Here is a 25,067-nt window from a genome sequence, read left to right as displayed (position 1 = left end):
CCTCAACTCGGCAGATAAACAGAAAATGTGCTGCCTCTGCCGATACAGGATGTTACGCTGATGTAACCCTTCTGCCGGGTAATAATACCACGGGCAAGGTACAATCCCAGGCCGACACCCTCCTGCGGCGCGGCCTCCTGCGCTCTGTAAAAACGCTGAAATACGTCATGATAGTGTTCTTTTGAAATGCCCATTCCGGTATCCGTAATGTCCACACGGGTGTAAAACTGCCAAGGGCGGACCGTCACATGGATATCCCCGCCCCGCGGGGTATACTTCACCGCATTATCGAGAATATTTCCCAGGGCTTCGGCAGTCCATTTTTCATCATGTCTCACAAGTACACAGCTGTCACATTCCACGTCAATCTGAATGTTTTTTCGCTCAGCCTTTGCCCAGACTGCGCCGACGGCTTCCGCAATTGTGGTGTACAGGTTCTTCTCTTCCATATGCAGCACAAATGTCCCTGTCTCCAGACGGGACATTTTAATCAGCGACTGCATCAGAAACTCCAGCTTATTGATCTGCCCCTCCATCATACCCAGAAATTCCATCCGTTTTTCGTCTGTCAGCCGGTGCTGCTGCAGAATGCCGGTAAACATCCTGATACTGGCAATGGGCGTTTTCACCTGATGCGAGATGTCACTGACCAGTTCCTGAATCGTCTGTTTATCCTGCACGCTCTGAAGCCGGCCGTCTTTCATCTTTTCATAGTACTGCAACAGTTTGCCCTGCACCTTAGAGACCGCTGAATCTTCATACGGCTGATAATTCTCCGGCTCACGTTCATCCATCAGTGCATCAAGCGTCTCGCAGATGTCATTTGCAAAATCAGACATTTGCCTCTTCTGATCCCAGTTCCACAAAGCGGCAAGAATCAAAACAGCGGCACCGGATGCAGGTATAAAATACCGTGCACCTTCAGCGGGAAGGTAATTCCACATGATCCCCCATAAGCAGAGCATCAGGCTGATGATGGTAAGAAGTGTTTTGACGGGCATACTTCTTCTGCGTGTTCTCATCATTTTCCTCCCATCCAGATATACCCCATTCCCCGCACGGTTTTGATATAGGTATGTGCTTCATCTTCTATTTTCGCACGCAGCCTGTTGATCGTCACAGTGAGCGTATGATCATCGATGTAATTGCCTTCGCAGTCCCACAGCTTCTCCAGCAGAACCTGACGCGTCACAATGTTTCCGGAACTGGCAGTCAGCACACGCAGCAGCTTATATTCATTCGGTGTGATCGACAGCTTATCACCGTTCCGGACAGCCGCCAGGGAGTCATAATCCAACTGCAGGTATCCATCATCATACCGGTTACAGGAGCTCTTTCCAGCCGTTTGGCTCCGTCTGAGCGCGACTTCTACTCTTCGTTTTAAAATCTGGATATTGAATGGTTTGGTGATATAGTCATCCGCACCCATGTCAAACCCGTTTAAAACATCCCGTTCCAGATCATTTGCCGTGAGAAAGATCACCTGCATATCCGGCAGCTCTGACTTAATTTCCCTGCAAAGCTCAAAGCCATTGCCGTCGGGAAGGTTCACATCCAGAACTGCCAGATCAAAGTGTTCACTGCCAAGCAGCAGGCGCGCCTTGCGGCAATTGTAGGCAGCCGCCGTCATATAACCGTTCGAATCTAATTCAAAGCAAAGCCCTGCACTCAATGCCAGGTCATCCTCAACCACTAAAATTTTTACCATTTTTCTGTCACCTCTGTATTTGCATATACTTTAAGATTATATCTTATCTTAAGTTGTCACGCAATTAAAAACCAAAACAAATACCCCGCGGCTGTGATAGTCACAGTTGCGGGGATTCATGCAAAACACAGATGAGCATATCATCCGATCACTTTTCTCATAATGGCAGACCACTCTGTCAGACGCCCCGGCTGATAGCAGACAGTCGAAATATCTTTTAATCGACCTCCAGGCCGTAGTGAAACCCGTGGATCACCTTTGGAATATAGAGGAACGGTTCATACACCCAGTCGTCCTGAATATGCTTATTTCTGTACAGGAGTCTTCTCAGGGTTGTCTCCATGTCCTGATAGAAGGGCTCCTCACAGCGCAATGTCAGTTCATCGTCGATGTTCATTTCATTCCAGGGGAATTCACCCAGCAAAAACATGGGCTTATCCACCTTACGGGCATTCAGGTGATACCACTGTTGTTTCTTCTCCTGTTGAACCGGAAGTGCGGAAAGCTCCGCCAGTTCCTCAGCCAAACCGCGCAGCACTTCTATATCTTTTTTTGGCATCTGTCTTTCCTTTCTTACACAATGTAATCTTTTGCATCTTTGTGCTCCTGTCAATTTACTACATTAACAGGGGTCCCCTTCAGAAACTGAGCCAGATTACCAGCCGCGATGTCCATCAGCCTCTGACGGCTCTCTCGGTGCCCAGGAAATATGCGGGGTGATCAGACAGTTCCTTGCCTTCAGAAGCGGATTATCTCCTCGTATTGGCTCTGTGCTTACAACATCCAGACCTGCCGCATATACCTTCCCACTGTTCAGTGCATCTGCCAGGTCCTGTTCAGCGATCAGCGGACCGCGGCTGTTATTCAGGATGATCACACCATTTTTCATCCGGGCAATCGTATCTCTGTTGATGATTTCTCTCGTCTCAGGGAACAGCGGACAGTGAAACGATATCACATCAGAAGACTCCAGGAGCGTATTGAATCCTACATACGTTCCGATCTTCCGGCCTGCCTCGTTCTCAAAACTGTCATAAGCCAGAACCTTCATTCCCAGCGCCCTGGCGATCCGCCCTGTCACTTGTCCGATCCGCCCAAAACCAATGATGCCCATGGTCTTCCCCGCCAGCTCGATCAGCGGATAATCCCAGAAACAGAAATCCGGGCAATCCTCCCATCTACCTTCCCGTACCGCCTGGCTGTGGTGTCCGATATGATGGCATATCTCCAGCAGCATCGAGATGGCAAACTGTCCCACCGCATCTGTGCCATATGTCGGAATGTTCGTTACCGGTATGCCCTTTTCTCTGGCATACTCATAATCGACCACATTATAACCTGTTGCCAGGACGCCGATATATCTGATACCCGGGCAGGCATCAATCGTCTCCCGGGTGACGGGTGTTTTATTCGTATAAATAATCTGGGCATCACCGATTCGCTCCGCCTCCAGCCCCGATGGCGTGCGGTCATACACTCTCAGCTCCCCAAGGGCATCAAATCCCTCCCAGGACAGGTCACCGGGATTTTCTGTATATCCATCAAGAATTACAATTTTCATATGCAAACTCCTCACTTATCTCACAAGAGCACTGACTTCACTGTATGCAGCGGCAGCTCCCGACATCGCATAGGAGACATCAGAGCCCACGAAGATATAATCAGCCCCCCGGTCAACCCACTGTTTCAGGTTTCCTCCGCCGGAACCGACATTGTATCCGGTGGATACGCCAAAGGGAACGCCTGCTTTCTTCGCCGCTTTCGCCACAGTGTCAAAGCACTTCACAACCTCCGGATGGTCTGTCTGTCCGAGAACTCCGAGAGAACCTGAAAGATCATTCGGACCCAGTACAATTCCGCTTAAATATTTTACCTTCAGGATCTCATCGATACAGCTGACGGCATCCACATGCTCAATCTGAACGACCCGGAATGTATCTTCGATATAGCTGTCAAAATATTCCTGGTTTCCCATCATGCCGTACCGGTTGGCGCGGATCGGACCGAATCCGCGGCATCCGCAGGGCGGATAAATACAGCTTTCCATCGCCCGCTGCACATCTTCCGCGGAACGGACATACGGAAAAATGATGCCGTCCGCACCCATCTCCAGTACCGGTTTTGCCAGCACCGGATCATTCCACGGAATTCTGACAATGGCAGCTGTGCCATTACGATATCTCCGCGGCTGGTATTGATCAGAAAGGCGGTCGGCTTCATCATTGCTAACAGACGTTTATTCCACATCCCGACGGTCTCGGGCGTTTTCGGCGTGTGCAGACTGACAAAGTCTGATTCTGCTGCAATCTCCTCGATCGTCGCCTGCTCGACGCCCAGCTTCCCTGCCGCCTCCCTGTCAAAACAAATGTCATACGCCAGGATACGGCAATGAAACCCCGAGAGATATTCCGCCAGCTTCTTCGCAATAGCTCCGAACCCTACCAACCCTACCGTTTTTCCATCGAGGCTGCCTTTCGCAGGTCCTGTAAACCATCCGTCTTCCCGCAGCTTTCTGTCGCAGAAGGCTATGCTTCTGGCTGTCGACAGAATCAGCGTCATCGTCAGTTCCGCTACCGGCATGGACATCGTTCCCGCCGTGTTCGTAACGGCGATCCCGAATTCACTTGCAGCTTCCAGGTCCACCTTGTCAAACCCGACACCAAACCTGGCGATAATCTTCAGTCTCCCGGCCTTTGCCAGTTCACTCAGAACATGCCGGTTATATTCGTCTCCTCCGGCAATCACTGCATCACAGTCTTTCAGCTTTTCAATCACCTCCCCGTCTGTCGAAAGGTGGTCATAAAAAACAGGCTCAAACCCGTGGTCACGAATCAGCTGTTGAAGTCTCAGCATCTCATAGCCCTCTCTCGCTTCCAGTGTCATCGCAATTTTGCGGCTCATACTTTTCCTCCTTCTTTCATTAAATCGTTTTTCTTACACAAATAATACCCCCGGCCCGGCGCAAAGTCAACATTAAATCGTTTTACTTATCGATTTTCTACAATTTGTCAAATTATTATTATATTTTTTTGTTAAATACGACAGCGTTTTTCTTGTTTTTACTGGATATACAATACATTAATATCAATTTCCAACGGTATTCATTGTTTTTTAATGGAATTTGCATAAATTAAATCGATTGTCTAATAACCCACAGAATCCCACCGGCAGGACTCCAAAAATATTTTCTATGAAGTAAAAGGAGAAGCGGCAAGTCACATACGACTCGCCGCTTCTCTGCAATCACTTTTTACTCTTTGACTCTTCCCGTGCTCTCACGCACAATAAAACGTGGTTCAATCTTAATATCACATTCAGGCTCACCGCGTTCACCGGCGTTTTCTTTCCCCTCAATGGCATCGATCAGCATCTTTGCCGCCAGTTCCCCCATATCTTTCATCCGGCTGTCAACCGTCGTCAGCCTTGGATATGTGTGTTCTGAGAGAATAGTATTATCATGTCCTACCACTGAAATATCATCCGGAATGCGAAGCCCCCTGTCCCGTATGGCACTCATGGCACCGAACGCCACCGTATCATTAAATGCAAACACGGCAGTGGGTGGTTCTTCAAGATTCAGCAGACGCATCATCGCGTCATAACTGCCCTTCTCTGTCTGATCTGACTCCTGTACATATTCCACCCGGTAGGGAATTCCATTCTCATATAAACCTTTTCTGTAACCTTCAAACCGTTTCAGTCCTGAACGTGAAAACAATTCGCCTGAGATATGGGCGATCTTCTGATGACCCAGTCCGATCAGATGTTCCATCACCATGGATACGCCGGCCAGTTCATCTGCCAGCATCCCCATCACACCGAATTCTCTGGAACTTCTGCGCAGCATAACCATCGGCACACTGGAATATTTCAGCTGCTGCAGAGTTTCTTCCCCAATGTAGGAGGAAGCCAGAATCGCTCCATCCATACCGTATTCATAAACCGTTTCGATACATTTGCTGCCTTTTTTTCTGTCCTCTTCCGTTGAAAAAACAGAGATAATATATCCTCTCTCCTCTGCTACCCATACGATTCCTTCCAGAATGGCTGTAAAATAAAGGTCACTGAATTTTGATATCAACACAGCAATCATCTTCGACTTTTTTGTGCGCAGCATCTTTGCCGTCCTGTTCGGACGGTAGTTCAGCTTAGCCGCTGCTTCCCATACCCGTTCTCTCGTCTCCTCCCGGACTTTTAACGTCAAATCTTTATTGAGTACCCGAGAAACAACGGATGGATTCACATCCGCTTCCCGGGCGACATCTTTTATCGTTATTTTCGTCTTTGGCATACACCTAATTCCTCTATTAAAGTTTTACTCTGTATAATACCTGATCAGCGCCTGTGTACCCAGGTCGCCTAAACCAGCTTCCTGCAGTGTTTCATAGCTGGCAAGTACCGTACTGAGCATCTGCAGATGCAGCCCCTTCTCCTCGGCCTGCTCCAGTGCAATTTTCATATCCTTGATAAAATGCTTCATATAAAATCCCGGCTCATAATCCCCCGCAAGAATCTTCTCGCCAAAGGCATCCAGCTGACTGCTTCCCGCCGCACCGGAGGACACTGATCTCAAAACCGCCGGGAGGTCAAGACCTCTGCTTTTGGCATACGCGAATGCCTCACAGATACCTGACATAGTTCCGGCGATCATAATCTGGTTCACCATCTTTGCATGTTGTCCGCTCCCTGCAGGTCCCTGATAATTGATATTTGTCCCCATCGTTTCAAAAACAGGACGGCAGATCTCATAATCTTCCCTGTCGCCCCCCACAAGGATCGACAGTGTACCGGATTTCGCACCGCTGTCACCTCCTGTGACCGGTGCATCCATCACATGAAGCCCCCGCATTTTTCCTTCACGGTAAATCTTCTCCGACAGCAGCGGACTTGTCGTCGTCATATCAATCAGATACATTCCTTTATCCGCACTATCCATAATATTTCCCTGTTCAAAATAGACCTCTTCCACATCTGCCGGAAATCCCACCATCGTGATCAGAACCTCACCGGCAGCCACACAGTCCGCTATTGATTCATGGAACACCGCCCCCTCTCGGATCACATCTTCAGCCTTTGCCCTCACTCTCGCATAAATATGAAGCTCATATCCTGCTTTCATGAGATTTCTTACCATAGATTTTCCCATAATGCCAACACCGATAAAACTAATCTTATTCATCATGCCACTTATTTCCTTTCCAGCTGTTATCAACATTATAATTGATATTCCGGAAAAATTCCAGAAGTAAATCGATTTAATTTGCAAGGAGCATATATCCTCCATAATTTTCCCGCCTTACAATGCAGGAATCGGCATAAATCATTGATGGCGGCGTCTTATACTTTAATTAAAAATGCCCTTATCTTATGGAAGACCAGTTGTTAAAAGAAACGGACCTCCCTAAGAATCGGGCATTTATTATACGATATAAAAAATAATTAATCCAATGATACTGCAGGAGGCGGTCCGGCAGAATCACGAATCACTAACTCCGGCTCAACAGAATAATGAGAAAAATCAACGCTTTCCGATGAATAAATCATCTGCAGCAATGCATCCGCCGCCATCTTTCCATATTCCGTTCCCGGATGTGTCACCGTAGTAATGGCAACACCCAATTGGGAATACAGACTGTTATCATACCCGACAACCGAAATATCTTCCGGTACACGAACCTGTTTTTTCTTAAGGTAACCAATCAATTTGCTTGCCACACGATCATCGTGACACATGATTGCAGTAACCTCTTTACGCATACGCTCCAGCGCAATGCATCCGTCCGCTTTAAAAAGATCGTTCATCCGTTCATGGAACATCCACACATTATCTTCCGGTATATGACGCAACTCATGTTCCCGCAGCGCATCCAAAAATCCTCTGTATCGGTTCTGTCCCGTATATTCATCAAACGCATACACCGTTCCGATTCTTTTATGACCCAGCGTAATCAAATAGTTGGCAAGCATTTTGGATCCCTGCCGATCATTAAGTGCTATAAACGGGAACTGCGGCACGGAGTCCATATGAATCATAAGTGCCGGAATTCTGGAAAACACTTCCTTGCAGAGCGGATAATTAACAGAAAGGAGTCCCGAACACACCGGTTCAAAGAGCAGTCCCGCCGGAGGATTCTGCAGCATATTTTCCAGGATCAGCTGCTCCTTATCATAGTCACCATCCGTGATCACAATATTCAGAATATAACCGTTCGCCGTCAGAACCTCCGATATTCCCTGCATGATATCCAAAAAGACATAACTCTTCCCGTTCATCATCACCAGGGTAATCGTACGATTCTCCCCTTCTGCCGCCGGAACTCTCACCGCATATTCCGGTGTATCTTTCCGAAGCTCTCCACTGGGGCATTCTTCTCGTTCACAAACATACGTACCACTTCCCTGAACCCGCCTCAGATATCCGGCCTCTTCCATCAGCGCTACCGCCTTGCGGAGTGTCTGTCTCCCCACATTGAACTGCTCACAAAGTTCAGGCTCTGTGGGAATTCGCTCACCGGGTTTAAATGTGCCTTCTCCAATGCAGACCCTCAGCTTATCTGCCACCTGTTTATATTTAAAATCAGCCATCCTGCTCCCTGCCTTAGGTTTTTAAAGTATGCCGCCTGTCTGGCGACATGATCTGAGTTAAATATTAAATGAAACCGCACTAAAAGTCAAGGAATCCTGCTCCAGGCGCCTGCACCCGGTTGTAGGATTACAATACATATGTTACAACTGAATAATTAAAATGCAGGGATCTCTCCTTTGTGTTATATTTTAGTCACCACAACCACAACATAAACAAAGGAGTTCCCTGCTATGGCTAGTATAACACAAGATATGAGATACCGTCTATCCCTGATCCGTTACGCTGAGAAGTATGGCGTTACCAAAGCTGCCGTTAAATATAAAACCAATCGGCAGTATATCTATCGCTGGAAACGTCGCTTTGACGGCTCTATGGAGTCCCTCCGTGAACGCTCCAGACGCCCACACAGCCATCCCAATCAGCATACGCCTCAGGAGATCAAAATGATTACCGATATGCGCAGACGTAATCCTGAGGCTGGTTTAGTCATCTTTTGGGTAAAACTTATGCAGCGCGGTTATTCCCGTTCTATTCCCGGGCTTTACCGTTTCCTTAGAAAACAGGGGATTATGGCTGTTCATCCTCCGAATCCCAAGTACATCCCTAAGCCTTATGAGCAGATGGCCTATCCCGGACAGCGGATTCAGATTGACGTGAAATTTGTCCCTTCTGCCTGTCTCATGAATGAAGCCAAAGACCAACGGTTTTATCAGTACACCGCCATTGATGAGTACTCCAGATGGCGGTTTGTGGAAGCATTTGAAGAACACAGCTCCTATTCCGCTGCCTTGTTCCTTGAGCATCTTATCAAAGCGTTTCCCTGCCCTGTCGAATGTGTCCAGACTGATAATGGTCAGGAATTTACCAAACGCTTCAGCTCTTACGGCGGTTCGGATAAACCTACCATCTTTCAAGTCCGGCTTAAGGAATACGGCATCAGGCACAAGCTGATACGTCCATTTACTCCAAGGCATAATGGCAAAGTGGAGCGAAGCCACAGGAAAGACAATGAGCGTTTCTATGCTGTCCACAGTTTTTACTCTTTTGAAGACTTCAGCAAACAGTTAAAACTCTATAACCGCAGAGATTATAATAACTTTCCTATGCGCCCACTTGGATGGAAAACCCCAAAACAGGTACTGGATAATTATCTGATGTCACTGTAACATATGTTTGACAAACCTACATCCTGCTCCAGGCGCCTGCACCCGGTAACTTCGGGTGCAGGCAGATGCCGGCAGCGTCTAGTCGTAAAGGTTCGGGGCAATCAACGGATCATCCATGTTCTCTGCATTATACCAGTACGCAGGAATGGGCAGATCGCCTGCCTCGTCACCATTATTATTTGCTACCAGTGTAGCAATAGAATAATACCCCATGGCGTATGGCATCTGTGTGACACATCCGTACAGTGTACCATTGGCAACGTTTTCCTTGATCGTAGCACCTGCGTCGAATCCGGTTCCGATGATGGATGTTTCCGGGTCAGCTCCCAACATCTGCAGGTTGTTGTTCGCCATGATGATTCCCTCTGTGACGGTCTGGTTCGTTCCGAATACTGCAACCGTATCTGTTTTATTACAGACCGCAGATACTTCACTTGCACAAAAATCCACCAGCGCCGTCGCGGGCACTCGGCACTCTACGATGATATCTGCCGTGCTTTCCTCCCCGACGTCAGAGCAATTCTTTGTAAACCATTCGTTTCCAATAACTGCGACACGGTATCCGTCCGCTTTTCCAAGCTCAACGATACCGTCTACAAATCCGAGACCACGCAGCGTATTGCTCGCAGATGTACTGTCATTTGCCACCATACCGATACGGATCGGACCATCGCTTACTTTATAAGAAACTGCTTTGTAAACGTTTTCCGCTCCGATACGGCCTGCTGCCACACTGTCTGTTGCCACCGTTCCCAGGACGGAGCCTTCCGGTGCATTTTCCACACCGCTGTCAAATAACACAACCGGAACACCTTTTTCTTTTGCCGTTTTCAGGGAGTCAAGAACCGCTGAGGCATCTGAAGGCGCAATTGCGACACCGTCCAGTCCGTTCAGGATTGCCGTATTGAACATATTCACCTGATCTGCGATATCTGACTCTGTATTTGGTCCATTGCAGGTAAGTTCAACACCCAGCTCTTCGGCCGCCGCTTCGGCTCCTTCTGCAACCGCCGTGAAAAAGCTCGCTGAGAAAGACTTTACAATCAGCTGATAACTGTATGCTTCATTTGCCGTCAGGCCTTCAAACGGGGAACCTGCCAGCATATCGTCCATGTTCATTACCCAGGCCTCGGCGTCACCTACCGTGGTCACTTCGGAGCCTTCTGCCTCATCGCTGCTCTCTTCTGTTGTTTCTTTTGCTGTTCCCTTTGCTGTTTCCTCTGCTGCGGCTTTATCTGCCGAAGCTGCTCCTTCTTCTTTTCCCCCGCATCCGAAAAGCGACAATGTCATAGCGAAGATAAGTCCCAGTGCCAATACTTTTTTTCTCATAAGATGTTTTCCTTTCTCTTACCTGTCCCCCTATGTCCTATGACTTTGAGGGTTCCCCTTGGTGATCCAATCCGTTTCTATACGCTTCTTCCGCTGCTCCTTTGCTTTGCAATCTGCTCTTCCTGATTCTCATCAAGCCCATCCACATACTTTCTCATAAAGGCAAGAAGTTCTTGCTTTTGCGGCTGCAAATCCACAAAGAAGGAAAAGGGCGTTGTGTTCGGTGCCGCAAAAATCGCGATCTCATGTTCCATGTCCTCCAGCATCGTGATGAACTCCAATACGAGCTCCCGCTCTCCCGCTTCCTGGAAAATGCCGCTTTCACGGTCTTCGTACAATTTTGTTCCCGGCAGTATCGATACGGAATTCAAATACATCAGATACGGATTCAGCTGATTCAGCAGACGCGCTGTCTTTTTTGCGGACGTTTCACATTTTCCTTTTCCAGCCAAACCGCCCAGAAAAATCAACCGATAATCAACTCCCGCTTCCTCTAATTTTTTACAGCCTGACAGGACGTCCGCTGATGTGTATCCCTTATTTACGTATGCAAGCGCCTCATCATCGCCCGTCTCAAAGCCTACAACCAAATCCTCGAATCCACATGTTCTCAGCAGTTTCATCTCTTCCACACTCTTTCGTGTAAGATCCGTAACTCTGGCATAAGCAGATATGCGGCTTTCCGGAAAATATGTTTTGATCAAATTTCCGATTCTGGCCAGTCTTTCTGTGCCGAGCGCATATGGATTTCCTCCGTTGGCCCAGATTTTTTTCGCCGCGGGGTATCTTCGGCTCGCCTCGATCAAATCCTCTTCAATCTGTTGCATTGATGCGACAGAAAAAGGATAGCCTTCATAAAAATTACAAAAACTGCATTGATTGTGAGTACAGCCCACGGTCACTTCAATAAAAATACTGTCTGCATCCGTCTGCGGCCGTACGATCGGTCCATTGTAATGCATAGCGTCTCCTTTTAGTTATAAAATTCCGGTTTTTCCGGAAGGACGATTTCCTTTGATGTTCCGCCTTCCTCGCGGCACTGTCCCAATATATTGGATGTCACACAGGCCACATAGCCGTCCCATGCAGAGGCGCCGACGAGCGGCTGCGCATTTTTCACGCGGTCAACCCAGTCCTGCATCTCAATGTTATATGCCTCGACAAAACGTGTTTCCCATCCCGGCATGATGCCTGCTGCACGGCTGCAATCCGTCTTCGTGATCACTCCTGGCGGATCCGGCAGCCTTGCTGTTCCCAGATCACCCACAACTTCACACTGAATATCATATCCGTATCCGGAACTCTGACTGATCTCCACGTCAATACAGATCCCTTGCTTCGTTCTCAGCATCATGATCTGCGGATCCTGTAGTCCCTCTTTGGCCGAAATGCGGCTCTGCCGCGGAAGAACGACCTGCCCTGATACATACTCATCATCCAGAAGCCAGCGCAGAACATCGATTTCATGAACGCCGGAGTTTTTGATGGACATCTCCGATGTCATCGTCGCCGCATGGGTCATATTTCTGTGACATGCATGGACGATCAGGGGCTGACCGATTTTTCCTTCCCCGATCGTTTTCTTCAGTTCCGTATAGCCCGGATCATAGCGGCGCATAAACCCGACCTGAACGATTTTTTTGCCGAATGCCTGCTCCGCCGCAAGAATCTTTTCACACTCTGCAGCCTCCGTTGCCAGCGGCTTCTCGCAGAACACATATTTTCCGGCCTTGATACTTGCCAGTACATACTGCGCATGAGCCGGATCCCATGTGGTAACCACCACCGCCTGAACTTCGGGGCTGTTGATCAATTCCTCCCCGTCCGCATAAAATTTTGCGCCGTACTGCTTTGCAACCCTGCGTCCGACTTCCTCATTTACTTCGGAAACAGCAACCACTTTACAGCCGGTGATCCGTTCATCAAAACGTTTGACATGATCTCTGCCGATCGCGCCGAGTCCCACTACTCCAATCGCTAATTCCATTTTTTCTCCTCTCCTGCTGTCCGCTACGCTTCCCCGGGGAGACCCCACGGGTACAGTATGACTTCCAGCGCCGTTCCGTTTCGCATCGCTTCCAGCCCTTCGTCAAACTGGTCAAATGTCAGTTTATGCGTGATCATATATTCGAAATCCAGCATCCCACTGTTCAGTCCGTTGGCAACCGCCTGAAGCACATTATTTCCGATGAAGCTGCCGATCACATTCACTCCCTTACGCGCGATGATGTGCTGGCTGATACTCTGATACTCATTTTCGCTCAATCCTTCCACGAGCACCGTTCCTCCCGGCCTGCAGCAATCGACACACGGACCAATCATGGTGCCGACACACTCAATCACAAGATCTGCACCGAGCGGCATCTCCTCATGCACCGCCGTCAGCAGATCTTCTTCCCGCGTATTGATGATGCGGTCTGCACCGCTCATTTCCAGATACTTTCTGCGGGACGGGGATCTCCCGGTCACAAGAACCTTGCCGGCTCCCATCTGCTTACACAGCTTTACAAAATACATGCCGATCGGACCGCCGCCGACGATCACCACATTGTCCCCCGGCATCATCTTTACTTTCTTCAGACCGCCGAATGCCACATTCAGCGGCTCTGCAAAGATTGCCCGCTCAAGCGGCACATCTTTGTTGATCTTTGCCAGGTTACTGTCCGGCGCCACACAGTACTGTGCAAACGTTCCGTCGATCTCCATGCCGATGGATTTCATATTCGGACAGACATTATAGTCTCCGAGCCTGCAGATCTCACACGTCCCACAGGCAATATTATTATCCATGATCACACGGTCGCCAGCCTGAAATTCGGTCACTTCGCTTCCGCATTCCACGACCTCACCCACCATCTCGTGACCGATGATCTTACCGGGCGTCGCCGGATACAGAGGCGGTGTTGCCAGAATATGTACATCAGTACCGCAGATGCTTGTGGCAAGTATCCTGATCAGTACATCGTGATTCTTTTCAATTTTCGGAATCGGTCTTTCCACATGTGCATACTTGCCTGTGCTGATAAAAGCAATTCCTTTCATCATTCCTTCTTTCATGGTCATCTCCCTTTCCGATCAGTCATTCCTGGGCAGCCCGTTCGGGTAGACCAATACGCGGCACGCCTTCTTATTTCGCATCAGCTCGATTCCTTTGTGAATATCTTCCAGTGTGAATCTATGGGTAATAAATTTTTCAAGTCCGAGTTCTTCATTTTGAAGCAATTCCAGAGCGCCCGGGAAATCCTTGCCAAGCGCGCCGACGATCATGATCTCGTCCAGTACGATTGCGCCCGGTGCAATTTCAGAGCGGGCGTTATTGTCCAGTCCAAAGAGAAGGATACGTCCCTGCGGGTTGATCAGTCTCATCGCCTCCGGAAGAACAGCGCCTCTTCCCACCGCATCGATGATCACGTCTGCTTTGAACGGCCAGTTTGCCTTTACAACGTCCTCAATATTTTCTTTTTCTACATCCACAACGATCTCTGCGCCGCATGCTTTTGCCTCCGCCACACGATCCTCACCCTTTGCCGTCATGATAAGGTTCTTCACGCCAAATGCTTTCAGTGTGCGCAGGAACGTCAGGCCGATGGGACCCGCACCGTATAGAATCACATAATCCATCGGTGTCGGATTTACTTTTTTAATCGAACTGACAACACATGCCAGCGGTTCTGTCTGGGCCGCAAGATCCGGGCTGACGCCGTCCGCCACATGATAGAGCTGTTTCGCGCTTGTCAGTGCATATTCTGCAAATCCGCCGTCCGCGAGCTGTCCGTAATGGTCAGAATTGGAACAGAGATCACCTCTTCCATGAGTGCACTCGTAGCAGCTTCCGCAGCGGACGCGCGGGTTGACAGCCACTCTGTCCCCAACTGCAAAACCCTTCACCTCAGCGCCGACCTCGGCAACCACACCGCTGAACTCGTGTCCGTAAATGATGCCGGGCTTCATGTACTGTCCCGGAGGCACTGCCAGTCCGTGAATATCGCTGCCGCAGATGCTGGCTGCCTCCACTTTAATAATGACATCGTCCGGCTTTGTGATCTTCGGCACCGGAATCTCTTTTACGGTAAGCGTACCTTCGCCTTCAAATATTGCTGCTTTCATTCTATATCCTCCTTAATATCCAAAAATTTCTGCCAGCTGATCAACGTAGCGGACGTCTTCTTCTTCTCCGCCTTTGATGCCGGTAACATCGATGAACTCGAAGTCAGCGCCCATGCAGCCACCAAGAGTCCTGGTGATCAATCCGGTATCTCCCATCGCACAGATAATGATCGGCATGTCCAGTTCTTCTTCTCTGAGTTTTTTCGTCACGACAGAGGTCCTGACTGCATCGTCATAGTTCGTCGCCATCAAATAGAATTTCGGAAGGTCCGCGCCCTTTTCAACACATTCTCTGAAGGTTGCAGCAATTTCCTCATTGCCCGGTGTTTCTGTCCATTTGTGCTGTGATACAACAAATTTTGTATTTGATTTCACACAGGCATCTTTCAGTGTGTTGATATAATCGATGTCATTGTCGATCTCACAGTCACAGTATTCAACCAATCCTGTACTTACCAGTGCGCAAGCCATTTTCAGACGAAGTGCGTCCGGATACCATGTCTTTCCACCCTCTTTTTTAACGCGGAAAGTCATAAGCATCGGTACATCCGGCAGGATTTCCTTGATCTCTTTCAGGGCATTTTTCCAATAATCTTCTGTAAATTTGCTGTTGTCCATCGGCAGACAGTAATCCACACGCCATTCAACCATCTCCGGATTGTAACGCGCCACATTTCTTGCCGCTTCCAGGATATCGTCCTTTGTTCTCTCTTTCAGCATAAAACAGCGAATGAAGCGTTCGCCGCCCATGATGTGTTTCTCACCCATGTTGAACTGAACTTTGCTCTGTATTTTTTTACAGCCGCCGTAAATCTCATACATTGCCCGATACTGTGCATAGCTTTCGAACAGGCCGTCTTCCGGCTCGGCGAGATGATAGAAACCAAAGTTATTTCCGCACCGCTCCGATAAGATCCGTGTCTGGAATCCGACTTCTCCCATCGGAAATACACAAGTCGGCACGCTGACCAGATTGTCCGCCGCGATTTTCTTTGCCGCGTAGCCCAGCACGATCACATCCGGGTCATCCTTTGCCATATACGCAAGGTAAATCATATCGGCACCTTTCGTCTGGGCAGCCTTTGCCGTATGTATGATTTCATCTTCCGCTGCAATTCCGTCAAAATTGATATAAGAAAGCATCAGTTTCACGCCGCCTTCCACCGTAATCTTCTTCATTGCCGCAACATATGTCTCAGATGCAAATGCCTCAGCACCGATGATATCAACGCTGCCTGCCTTTGCGGCTTCCTCTGCCGCCTGCAATTTCTCATCATCCGATGCTGCCGCATCGTAGCCTGTTGTATCCAGGTTAAGGATCACTGCCTGTCCTGCCATGTCATCTTTACATTCTTTTAAAACAGTAAGTGCGTCACCTATATTCGTGAGATTTCCAACTTTAATCTCAATCCCTGCTTCTCCTAATGCTGCCGCCTCTTTCATCTGGCATTTCATTTCTTCTGCACTTGATGGTGCGATTGTTATAAATCTTGTATAATCACTCCCACCTACGACTGTGTTTTTTACCTGTACCATTTTCTTTGTCAAAATCATTTTTGCTCCTTTCTGTTTGATCCCCCTGGTGATCAAAATTTTTAACATTTGATATCCAGATGAATACATTCCTGAAATACATTATTCATTCCTATGCATTTCTCTGTTTGACTGTTTTATAGTATGAATATACACTAATTCATTCTGTTTTTCAAGCATCTTTTTTATTTTCATGTGCTTTCTTCCTTTTGCACAATAAAATACATTCGTTATTGTGCAAAAGGTTCTATTTTTATACGAATGAATACCATGAGAACTAATGTGCCTTTGCAGCCCTTCTCTGTTTCACGATATCGATCAATACCGCCGCCAGCAACACAAGCCCCGTAATGATCTGCTGCCAGTTTGCATTCAGACCGACAAACGGCAGACCGACCTTTAACACCAGTATGACGCAGGTGCCTACCAATATACCGGGAATCGTCCCGTATCCGCCTGCTGCCGATACGCCGCCGACAATCGCACCGCCAATGGCATCCATCTCCATACCGGCGCCCTGACCCGGCTGAATGGTAGGCGTGGCAGCTGCGTACGCAAGAGCAGCAACACCGGTGAATAACCCGCAGACTGTATAAACCATTACATGGTAGAACCTGACATTGACACCGGACAGCATCGTTGCTTCCCGGTTGGATCCGATGGCAATCAGATAACGTCCGAATTTTGTACTGTTCAGCACGTAACGCAGAACAAACACCAGAATTAAAATCCAGATAAACCCGATCGGAATCAGGGTACCGGTTTCTGTTTTAATTTTGAACATATTATGAAACCATCCGCCCGGCTGAGATATCATCGGCCACGGAATCGCATAGTTGTTTGCCACAAGAGATCCCGCCCCGCGAACAATCATGCTGGTACACAGCGTTACCAGAAACGGCGGCAGATTCATAACACCCACCATAATGCCATTGGCAAGACCGAAAATCCCCGCTGCAAAGAGCGTTACCAGCATTCCCACGATCACCGGCGCCCCCAGAAACCGCATGACAGCTCCGCCGATCGCCGCGTAAGCTACCAACCCGGTACCGATAGAGAGATCAACACCTCCCGTAATCAACGTAAGCCCCACACCGAATGCCATCAGCATATAGAAACTCGCATAGTCTGACATGGTAACCAGCGTTGTATACCGTGCAAACTGCGGATTCACAGCACTGAATCCCACATACAACAAAATCAGTATGATAAATACAATGAATTCCTGGCTCGCCGCCAGCTTTTGAAATTTGCTTTTTTTGTTCATAACGCCCCTCCTAAGAAATATTTCTCGTCGCTTTGTCCATGATATTCTCCTGGGTAGCTTCCGAAATATCAAGTTCTCCCTTGATTTCACCCTCACACATCACGACAATCCGGTCACTCATACGGAGGATCTCTGTCATTTCCGAGGAAATCATAATGATTGATTTTCCTTCCGCAGCCAGCTGATTCATCAGCTTATAGATCTCATTTTTCGCGCCTACATCAATCCCTCTCGTCGGCTCGTCGAAAATAAGAATATCGCAGTCGCGGGTCAGCCATTTCGCGATAACGACTTTCTGCTGATTGCCTCCGGAGAGATTCACGACCAGTTCCTCTGAATTCGGCGTTTTCGTCGCCAGTCTCTCAATATAATCATCGGACGCTTTGTTTTCCGCTTTTTTATTGATCAAAAAACCGTTCAGGTAGTTTTCAAGACATGCCATCGTCGTATTTTCCGCAACAGATCTTCCTACGACGACGCCGTAGCGCTTTCTGTCTTCTGAAAGATAACCGATTCCGTGTCTGACGGCATCCTGCGGAGATTTAATCTCCACTTTTTCACCACCTATATAAATATTGCCGCTCTGTTTCGGATCTGCACCGAACAATGCCCGCGCCATCTCTGTGCGGCCCGCACCCATCAGCCCGGAAAATCCCAGTATTTCACCTTGATGCAGCTCAAAATTCACATTTTTTACCATCTTCCCGGCATTCAGATTCTCAACTTTCAGGACCACCGGTGCATCCGCCGGGCAGGCACTTTGCTGTTTCGGGTCTTCATAGATGATGCGTCCCACCATCATGTTGATGATGTCATCCTTCGTACTCTCCTTCGTAATCAGTGTTCCGACATATGTACCATCACGCATGACCGTCACTCTGTCCGTAATGACCTTAATCTCATCCATGCGGTGGGATATATAGACGATGCCAAGCTGGTCCTTACGCAGATCACAAATAATAGCAAACAAATCTTCAATCTCTTTTTCCGTGAGCGCCGCAGACGGTTCATCAAATATAATCACCTTCGCTTTATGGGAAATCGCCTTTGCAATTTCACACATCTGCTGTTTTCCCACGGTAAGATTACTCATTTTTGCCGCCGGATCAATATCGATTTTCAAGCGTTCAAAAAGCTCTCTCGAGTCTTTGATCATCTTTCTGTCATCGACACCGAATCCTTTTTTCGGTTCCCGTCCAAGGAAAATATTCTGTGCAACCGTAAGATCGCCCACCATGTTGAGCTCCTGATGCACGATAATGACGCCTGCATTCTGCGCTTCTCTTGCGCTGCGAAATTCAATCTCTTTTCCTTCATACACGATAGAACCGGAATCCTTCGTATAAATTCCTGTCAGAACTTTCATCAGTGTCGATTTACCGGCTCCGTTTTCTCCCATCAGCGCATGTACTTCTCCCCGTCTCACATCGAAGTCAACATGATCCAATGCATGAACGCCGGGAAACGATTTGTCAATTTGCTTCATTTCCAAAATTACTTCGCCCATTCTCTTCTCCTTTACCGTTGCCAGTCCATCAGTTCTTTCTGCGCCTTGCGGTAACATCAACGTAAACTGCCGCAATAACGATAATCGCCGTGATAATCAGCTGAATATCCTTGGTAAATTTCATCGCCAGGATACCCTCCTGAATCAGCGCAATGATCAGCGCCCCGATGACCGTACCTCCGATGGAAGCCAGCCCTCCAATCATGGATGTTCCGCCCATCACACATGCGGCAATTGCCTCGTTGTTATACTGGTCGCCGTATCCCGGCTGAACCGTCGAATACGCCGCTGCAAAGAAAATAGCAGCAATACCTGCCAAAGTACCGCAGATAATAAATGCGATCATCTCCCATTTCTTTGTATTAACCCCCGAAAGACGGACAGCTTCACGGTTGCTCCCCAGCCCGAGAATGTATCGCCCCGGTCTTGTGTTGTTCAGGATAACCGAACAAATCACTGCTGCAATCAGAAAGACCAGAAGTCCCACCGGGATATCTCCCACCTTCAAAAGGCTGCGGAACCATCCCCCCGGATCCGTACTCTGCGGCCAGCTCACAGTCGTTGTTTTTGTACAGACCGATGCAAGTCCTTTCGCAATATTCATGGATGCCATAGAAATAATGAATGGGGGCACCCTCCAATATGCAACCATATAACCGTTAAATACACCAAACAGCATTCCGACGAGAATACACATGACCAACGCCCCCGCCATCGGCAGTCCATACTGATTCATCGCATAACCGGAAACCAGCGCACAGCAGAACATGACCGGTCCGATGCTGAAATCAATACCTCCCGTTGCAATTACGAATGTTACCCCCAATGCCAGAAACCCAAGAAAACACGCATAATTCAGCATGCTCATCACATGGGACGGGCCGAAGAAATTAGGAATCAATACGCAGAAAATAACGTAGATTAAAACCATAACCAGAAATAACATGATTCTGTTGAACCCCAGTTTCTTGACAATTGGACTTTGTTTCATCTTTCTCATTGCTTAACCTCCTTGTACAATGCTTTTCAGGATGAATAAAAGTACTTTTTATTATATTCATTCTATTCTTCCTCCATTTTTAACATCTTTATAGTATGAATATATAACTATTCATACTTGTTTTCAAGCAGTTTTTGCACTTTTCATACCATTTCTACAAATCCCACAATTGAATCCCATCGTTATTGTGCAAATGGTCTGCTTTTGTTCATGTTGTATATTGCATCGTATCATTTATTTATGGTATGATTTTCAATAATCATATGAGGAGTAATGTGCGAATGCAGAAAAAAACTGAGAAACGGCATATTCTCACGAAACAAGACGCGTGAGCCGAAAAGAACTGTTAGATATCTGACAGCAGTTTGACAACACTTTGACAACACTTTGACAACACTTTTTCGGTACTTATCTTCTCAAAAACATTAAGAAACCCCCGAAAACTGCGGGTTTCCGCAGCCACGGGGGTTAAAGGGGAGGATAAGTATGTGCGGTATTTGACGCAAAAACTCCGAAAATACAAGGTTTTTTCTCACTAAAAATGCAACTGACAACAAGTTGACAGCACACTATGGAACGCATCTCTCTTATCTAGTCCCGATAGTTTACATCTATATCACTTATCCTGAAGTTACAATATCGTCTATGTGACACTCACAGACGTTATACATAAAATACATTACCGAACATGTTTTCGAACCATACTCATTTATGCTCAATCAAAAAAGCCTTGCTGCATAAGGCTTTATCGGATAACCAAATTTTTTATCACAAGTATAATACCCTCTGAAAACCGCTTGAAACGGGTGTTTTCCCGAACTTTCCCGACTGTTATCAGAATCATAGCTTTTGATCTTTATCCGATGGTATATACTCCATGATATTTTCCACCTTACAATGCAGAATTCGGCACAAATCATTGACTGTGGTGGTATTCAATGGCTTGTCCTTTCGAAGCTTGTCAATTGTAGAACTGGAAATATTGTGCATATGAATCAATGTATACGTTGTCTCACTGGATTCACTCAATGTAGCCCAAAATGGTTGATATGAAATCATATTTTCCCTCCATGTATATTATCATCATATGATGTAGTCTTATACTTGACTATAGTCGCTATCGAGACTATACTTGTGTCAGGAGGTGGACGCATGGAAAAAGAATGCTTCTTGTACGTAATATATGATGTACTCAATTGCAGCAGAAAAATAAAACTTGTGACTTTGGTCGTCGATGAAGCGACCTGCTCATTGAAACTGCAAACGATATGCGGTGATAAATATTGTCTGTCTCTCACGACCACAGATGAACAGCTTTAAAGCCTCATTTTGCATAAGCGGTGTCATAACTCAGAAGAATTGGCACAGTAATTGAGGAAACCATAAAACAGTACTTTACGCGGTATCATTACTTATATTCAAAAATCAAGGAGGAAAAGTATGATTTACGGCTACGCAAGAGTATCAACCAAACAACAGGCAAAGGACGGCAACAGCCTTGAAGCACAGGAACAAAAGCTAAGAGAACATGGAGCGGTAAAATTATTTGTCGACAGCTTTACAGGAACAAAGATGGAACGTCCAGAATTTAATCGTATGATGCTGGAATTGAAATCGGGGGATGCACTAATCGTCACTAAGCTCGACCGCTTTGCGAGAAGCGTTACACAGGCAAGTGATTTGATAACAACACTGATTGACAGAGGAATAACGGTACACGTACTGAATCTGGGTATATTGGACAATACCTCAGTGAGTACTTTGATGCGTAACATCCTGCTGAGCTTTGCACAGTTTGAACGGGATATGATCGTGGAACGTACACAGGAGGGAAAAGCAATCGCAAAACTGAAGCCCTCTTTCACAGAAGGGAGACCCAGAAAATACAAGAGGGAGCAGGTGAAACATGCTCTCCAACTGCTAAGCGATCATTCCTACAAGCAGGTGGAAGCCATGACCGGCATCAGCAAAAGTACTTTAATTCGGGCAAAACGTGATTATGCGTGACAAATCACTGTAAAAACTATACAAATATTTTTACATAAAAGCATCTGGCGGACAGCTGGGTGCTTTTATTGTGCAATATTTTCTACGATAAATCACATATATGCATAAAGCAAAGTAGTATTTTTCACGATTTTCAACATTCTTTTTAGTGTATATTGTCCAAAACAAATGTTTGTGTTTTTAATTATTTTCGTGCATTATGTATAGACAAACTAATTTTTTTATGTTATATTGTACATGTTGAGCATGTTTTACCAATTCCATGCTATAACAAGTAACTATTAACGATGTAATACACAGGAGGCAATTTATTGAACAAAAGTAACATGAACGATTATCATTTAAGAGGCAGTATCCACACACTGACCATCAAAAGCAACGGTATCGTCACAAATGTAGATGATGCGGTAAAACGATGCATCACAAGCATAACCACCACAAACAACGGACTTCGAACCAGCAGTAAGCTAAACCTGAACAATCTGACAGGTGATATCAATACATACCCTGATTTCCTCACAGCACTTGACACTGTGACCGCCGGGGCTGGAATCCATCAATACGATTTAGTACGAGTCGATATGCGTTTTGATTCATCCGATGATGACCATTATATAAAGTATGCGAAACTGAATCGTCTGCTAATCAGCATGCTGGCTTGTGCGTATCATGTACGCAACTGCTACAAGACGGTAGATTTATTTACGGAACAACAGCTAAGTGTTGCCATCAAAAACGATGACTTCGAAGTGGAGAACTATGATAAGCGTGCAGAAAGTGGGGGAACAGATACCGCCAAGAGTCGCTTGGAAATCCGCTCAAAACGAATGCGCGGACAAGATATCTCCTATGAATTCACCGTCAACTGGAACCGTCGCTGGGAAAAAGCACTACAACACTTCAGCACCATGCAACAGCGGTATAATGATGGACTGGAAAGAATCTATCACCAGAGCATCAATGCATATCCAAAAAAGTTCAAAAATATCACAGATTTTCTCATGCAGTATCAAAACTGTATTTTCTGTAAAGAGCAGATGATCGATTTGCTCCAACGTCTGAATACTAAAAATCCCGAAACTAAATTTCAAAATTACAAATCAAGATATGGCATTGACTTATTCACAATAACAGATGCCCGTCATGCAATCGGTGAAATACAGCGTGCGACCCGAACGTTTTTCGAACCATCAGAATTGATTGCAAAAAATAATTCGCTTATGCCAACAAAGTCAGATACCATGTTATCTATCGAACACCCTGAAACATCCTCATCACATAATATACATGTGACAGTATAACATCACAGGGGGGGAACACAGATTACGGATACAAATGCTCCACTAGATTCCGTATTGAATTCCCTCCTCCTTGATGGTACTATAACAGTAGATGAGATGCGTTCCCTCATTACGAAAGTAGGGATGGGAATCATGAGGATGCCAAAGGCAACCTACAGAGAGGGGGAAAATCGGTGGATGATGTATATTCCCGCCCCCCTCTCCGATACTGGAAAACGTAAACCTGTATACGGAAGTACTCAGGAGGAGGTTTTACGGAATTATCTATTAAAAGTTGAATTCAAAAAATCAGGCAACATACCCACGTTAGCGGAATTCACAGATGAAGTACTCAAGAATTTCGTCTGGGGAATCAAAGAAGACACCACATATGACAGATACGAAACGGTTTACCGGAATCATATTCAGGACAGTGAGATTGGCAAAAAACCGATAAACACGATCACTGACAGCGACCTGTCCAAATTTTTCAAGAAACAGATTGATGCAGGCTATGCAAAATCCTCTGTCAAATCATTACATACTATCCTGAACAAAGTATTCCTGAGGGCAGAGCAACGCAAGTACATCGATGCCAACGTCCTCAACTATGTGGAGATTCCTTATAAGCGATGCAAAAAGGCAGAAGAATCCAAGCAGGTATTCACTTTAGACGAACTGCAAAAGCTGGAACGTGCCGTCTACGATGCGTGGGAACAGGGACACCTCTTTATGTACAGTCCCATATTTTTAATCATGGCATTTACCGGGATGCGTCTGGGTGAAGCTATGGCGTTGAAATGGACAGATATCAATTTTAAACAGCACACCATATCCATTACCAAGCAGATAGCAGAAGGATATTCACGCGATGAGAACGGCAACAGGGCTGGGAAACAGCAATATGAAAAGCCCCCGAAATCGGATTCATCACACCGTATCATACCTATATCTGAACCTGTAGAAAAATGGATAAAGGAATTAAAACGCCGTTACCTCTCAACTGGCATCCTGTGTGATCTGGTGGTCTGCAACAGAAACAAACACATCCCTACAAAGTCAAATATCTATGATACATGGTCACGCTTAACCACATATGCAGGGATTGACTACGCCACCAGCCACAAACTCAGAAAGACCTTCGCGAGCGGTGCCATAACAGCCGGAGTAGATATCAGCATCGTGTCCGAAGCTCTGGGACACAGAGATGTCGGAATCACAATGGCGGTGTATTACAAATCACTTTCAAAGAATAATGATGAGCTGCGCAGCACCATGTCAACCATCTACAATAACAGCCACATTATCTGACCGTACCTTGACAATATCTGACAGCAGTTTGACAGCAATTTGACAGCAGATTTTCAATACTTATCTTCTCGAAAACATTAAGAAACCCCCGAAAACTGCGGGTTTCCGCAGCCACGGGGGTTAAAGGGGAGGATAAGTATTTCTTTTTGTCTTTCGTCACTCACCATTGGAGGGGGATTCCAATGTGATTCCTGGTAATCTACAAAGAAACGTCACGCCGTTGTGATCATCCCTCTGTAGATATTTATAGTATGACCGCAACGGCG

At 46.8% G+C, this 25,067-nt stretch carries 22 protein-coding genes and 2 pseudogenes; 5 read left to right on the top strand and 19 right to left on the bottom strand.

Going from position 1 to position 25,067, the window contains the following annotated elements; translation table 11 throughout:
- Positions 1-2 precede the first annotated feature (2 nt).
- The 9 genes and pseudogenes from MCG98_RS09820 to MCG98_RS09780 form a co-directional block, all read right to left on the bottom strand.
- Positions 3-1,025 (bottom strand): HAMP domain-containing sensor histidine kinase, encoded by a 1,023-nt coding sequence (locus MCG98_RS09820; RefSeq protein WP_240301814.1) that lies wholly within the window; start codon positions 1,023-1,025, stop codon positions 3-5.
- A complete protein-coding gene (locus tag MCG98_RS09815; RefSeq protein ID WP_240301813.1) occupies positions 1,022-1,708 on the bottom strand; it encodes a response regulator transcription factor in 687 nt (228 codons plus the stop codon). The genes MCG98_RS09820 and MCG98_RS09815 overlap by 4 nt, the downstream gene beginning before the upstream one ends.
- Before the next feature lie 217 nt (positions 1,709-1,925).
- Entirely contained in the window at positions 1,926-2,267 is a 342-nt protein-coding gene (locus tag MCG98_RS09810) for a hypothetical protein (RefSeq protein WP_240301812.1), read from the bottom strand.
- 50 nt (positions 2,268-2,317) lie between these two features.
- Positions 2,318-3,269: pseudogene (locus tag MCG98_RS09805) on the bottom strand (D-2-hydroxyacid dehydrogenase).
- 15 nt (positions 3,270-3,284) lie between these two features.
- Positions 3,285-3,857, bottom strand: coding sequence for an aldolase/citrate lyase family protein (locus MCG98_RS09800; RefSeq protein ID WP_345891714.1), 573 nt, complete (start codon positions 3,855-3,857; stop codon positions 3,285-3,287).
- A 32-nt stretch (positions 3,858-3,889) separates the two neighbouring features.
- A pseudogene (locus tag MCG98_RS09795) lies at positions 3,890-4,561 on the bottom strand (NAD(P)-dependent oxidoreductase); the annotation flags it as partial.
- A gap of 397 nt (positions 4,562-4,958) precedes the next feature.
- A complete protein-coding gene (locus MCG98_RS09790; protein WP_240301810.1) occupies positions 4,959-5,999 on the bottom strand; it encodes a LacI family DNA-binding transcriptional regulator in 1,041 nt (346 codons plus the stop codon).
- A gap of 24 nt (positions 6,000-6,023) precedes the next feature.
- Positions 6,024-6,887: an NAD(P)-dependent oxidoreductase gene (locus MCG98_RS09785; protein WP_240303406.1), complete on the bottom strand. Its 864-nt coding sequence runs from the start codon at positions 6,885-6,887 to the stop codon at positions 6,024-6,026.
- 260 nt (positions 6,888-7,147) lie between these two features.
- Entirely contained in the window at positions 7,148-8,293 is a 1,146-nt protein-coding gene (locus tag MCG98_RS09780) for a GntR family transcriptional regulator (protein WP_240301809.1), read from the bottom strand.
- Positions 8,294-8,524: 231 nt separating this feature from the next.
- Here MCG98_RS09780 and MCG98_RS09775 point away from each other — a divergent pair, with 231 nt between their 5' ends.
- On the top strand, positions 8,525-9,460 hold the full coding sequence (locus MCG98_RS09775) for a DDE-type integrase/transposase/recombinase (protein WP_240286005.1): 936 nt from the start codon (positions 8,525-8,527) through the stop codon (positions 9,458-9,460).
- A 78-nt stretch (positions 9,461-9,538) separates the two neighbouring features.
- Here MCG98_RS09775 and MCG98_RS09770 read toward each other — a convergent pair whose 3' ends face one another.
- From MCG98_RS09770 to MCG98_RS09725, 10 genes are all read right to left on the bottom strand, one after another.
- Positions 9,539-10,789 carry a substrate-binding domain-containing protein gene (locus tag MCG98_RS09770; protein ID WP_240301808.1) on the bottom strand — a complete coding sequence of 417 codons (1,251 nt, stop codon included), beginning with the start codon at positions 10,787-10,789 and terminating at the stop codon, positions 9,539-9,541.
- 77 nt (positions 10,790-10,866) lie between these two features.
- Entirely contained in the window at positions 10,867-11,751 is an 885-nt protein-coding gene (locus MCG98_RS09765) for a radical SAM protein (protein ID WP_240301807.1), read from the bottom strand.
- A gap of 11 nt (positions 11,752-11,762) precedes the next feature.
- Positions 11,763-12,776 (bottom strand): Gfo/Idh/MocA family oxidoreductase, encoded by a 1,014-nt coding sequence (locus MCG98_RS09760; RefSeq protein WP_240301806.1) that lies wholly within the window; start codon positions 12,774-12,776, stop codon positions 11,763-11,765.
- Positions 12,777-12,799: 23 nt separating this feature from the next.
- On the bottom strand, positions 12,800-13,846 hold the full coding sequence (locus tag MCG98_RS09755) for an alcohol dehydrogenase catalytic domain-containing protein (protein ID WP_240301805.1): 1,047 nt from the start codon (positions 13,844-13,846) through the stop codon (positions 12,800-12,802).
- Positions 13,847-13,864: 18 nt separating this feature from the next.
- Complete coding sequence (locus tag MCG98_RS09750; RefSeq protein WP_240301804.1) at positions 13,865-14,896, bottom strand: alcohol dehydrogenase catalytic domain-containing protein; 1,032 nt, start codon at positions 14,894-14,896, stop codon at positions 13,865-13,867.
- Positions 14,897-14,908: 12 nt separating this feature from the next.
- Entirely contained in the window at positions 14,909-16,444 is a 1,536-nt protein-coding gene (locus tag MCG98_RS09745; RefSeq protein ID WP_240301803.1) for a type I 3-dehydroquinate dehydratase, read from the bottom strand.
- A gap of 262 nt (positions 16,445-16,706) precedes the next feature.
- The gene (locus tag MCG98_RS09740; protein ID WP_240301802.1) at positions 16,707-17,696 is read right to left on the bottom strand and encodes an ABC transporter permease; all 990 of its coding nucleotides are present in this window, start codon (positions 17,694-17,696) and stop codon (positions 16,707-16,709) included.
- Positions 17,697-17,706: 10 nt separating this feature from the next.
- Positions 17,707-19,203: a sugar ABC transporter ATP-binding protein gene (locus tag MCG98_RS09735; RefSeq protein WP_240301801.1), complete on the bottom strand. Its 1,497-nt coding sequence runs from the start codon at positions 19,201-19,203 to the stop codon at positions 17,707-17,709.
- A 28-nt stretch (positions 19,204-19,231) separates the two neighbouring features.
- The gene (locus MCG98_RS09730) at positions 19,232-20,203 is read right to left on the bottom strand and encodes an ABC transporter permease (protein ID WP_240301800.1); all 972 of its coding nucleotides are present in this window, start codon (positions 20,201-20,203) and stop codon (positions 19,232-19,234) included.
- 840 nt (positions 20,204-21,043) lie between these two features.
- A complete protein-coding gene (locus tag MCG98_RS09725) occupies positions 21,044-21,262 on the bottom strand; it encodes a helix-turn-helix transcriptional regulator (protein WP_240301799.1) in 219 nt (72 codons plus the stop codon).
- A gap of 93 nt (positions 21,263-21,355) precedes the next feature.
- Here MCG98_RS09725 and MCG98_RS09720 point away from each other — a divergent pair, with 93 nt between their 5' ends.
- From MCG98_RS09720 to MCG98_RS09705, 4 genes are all read left to right on the top strand, one after another.
- Entirely contained in the window at positions 21,356-21,523 is a 168-nt protein-coding gene (locus MCG98_RS09720) for a hypothetical protein (protein WP_240301798.1), read from the top strand.
- A 120-nt stretch (positions 21,524-21,643) separates the two neighbouring features.
- Positions 21,644-22,210: a recombinase family protein gene (locus MCG98_RS09715; RefSeq protein WP_240301797.1), complete on the top strand. Its 567-nt coding sequence runs from the start codon at positions 21,644-21,646 to the stop codon at positions 22,208-22,210.
- A gap of 311 nt (positions 22,211-22,521) precedes the next feature.
- Positions 22,522-23,511 carry a hypothetical protein gene (locus tag MCG98_RS09710; protein ID WP_240301796.1) on the top strand — a complete coding sequence of 330 codons (990 nt, stop codon included), beginning with the start codon at positions 22,522-22,524 and terminating at the stop codon, positions 23,509-23,511.
- A gap of 132 nt (positions 23,512-23,643) precedes the next feature.
- Positions 23,644-24,801, top strand: coding sequence for a site-specific integrase (locus MCG98_RS09705; protein ID WP_240301795.1), 1,158 nt, complete (start codon positions 23,644-23,646; stop codon positions 24,799-24,801).
- Positions 24,802-25,067: the final 266 nt, after the last annotated feature.

This window comes from Ruminococcus sp. OA3, assembly GCF_022440845.1.
In the GTDB taxonomy this organism is placed as follows: domain Bacteria; phylum Bacillota; class Clostridia; order Lachnospirales; family Lachnospiraceae; genus Ruminococcus_G.
This window is presented reverse-complemented; position numbering and strand designations above follow the sequence as displayed.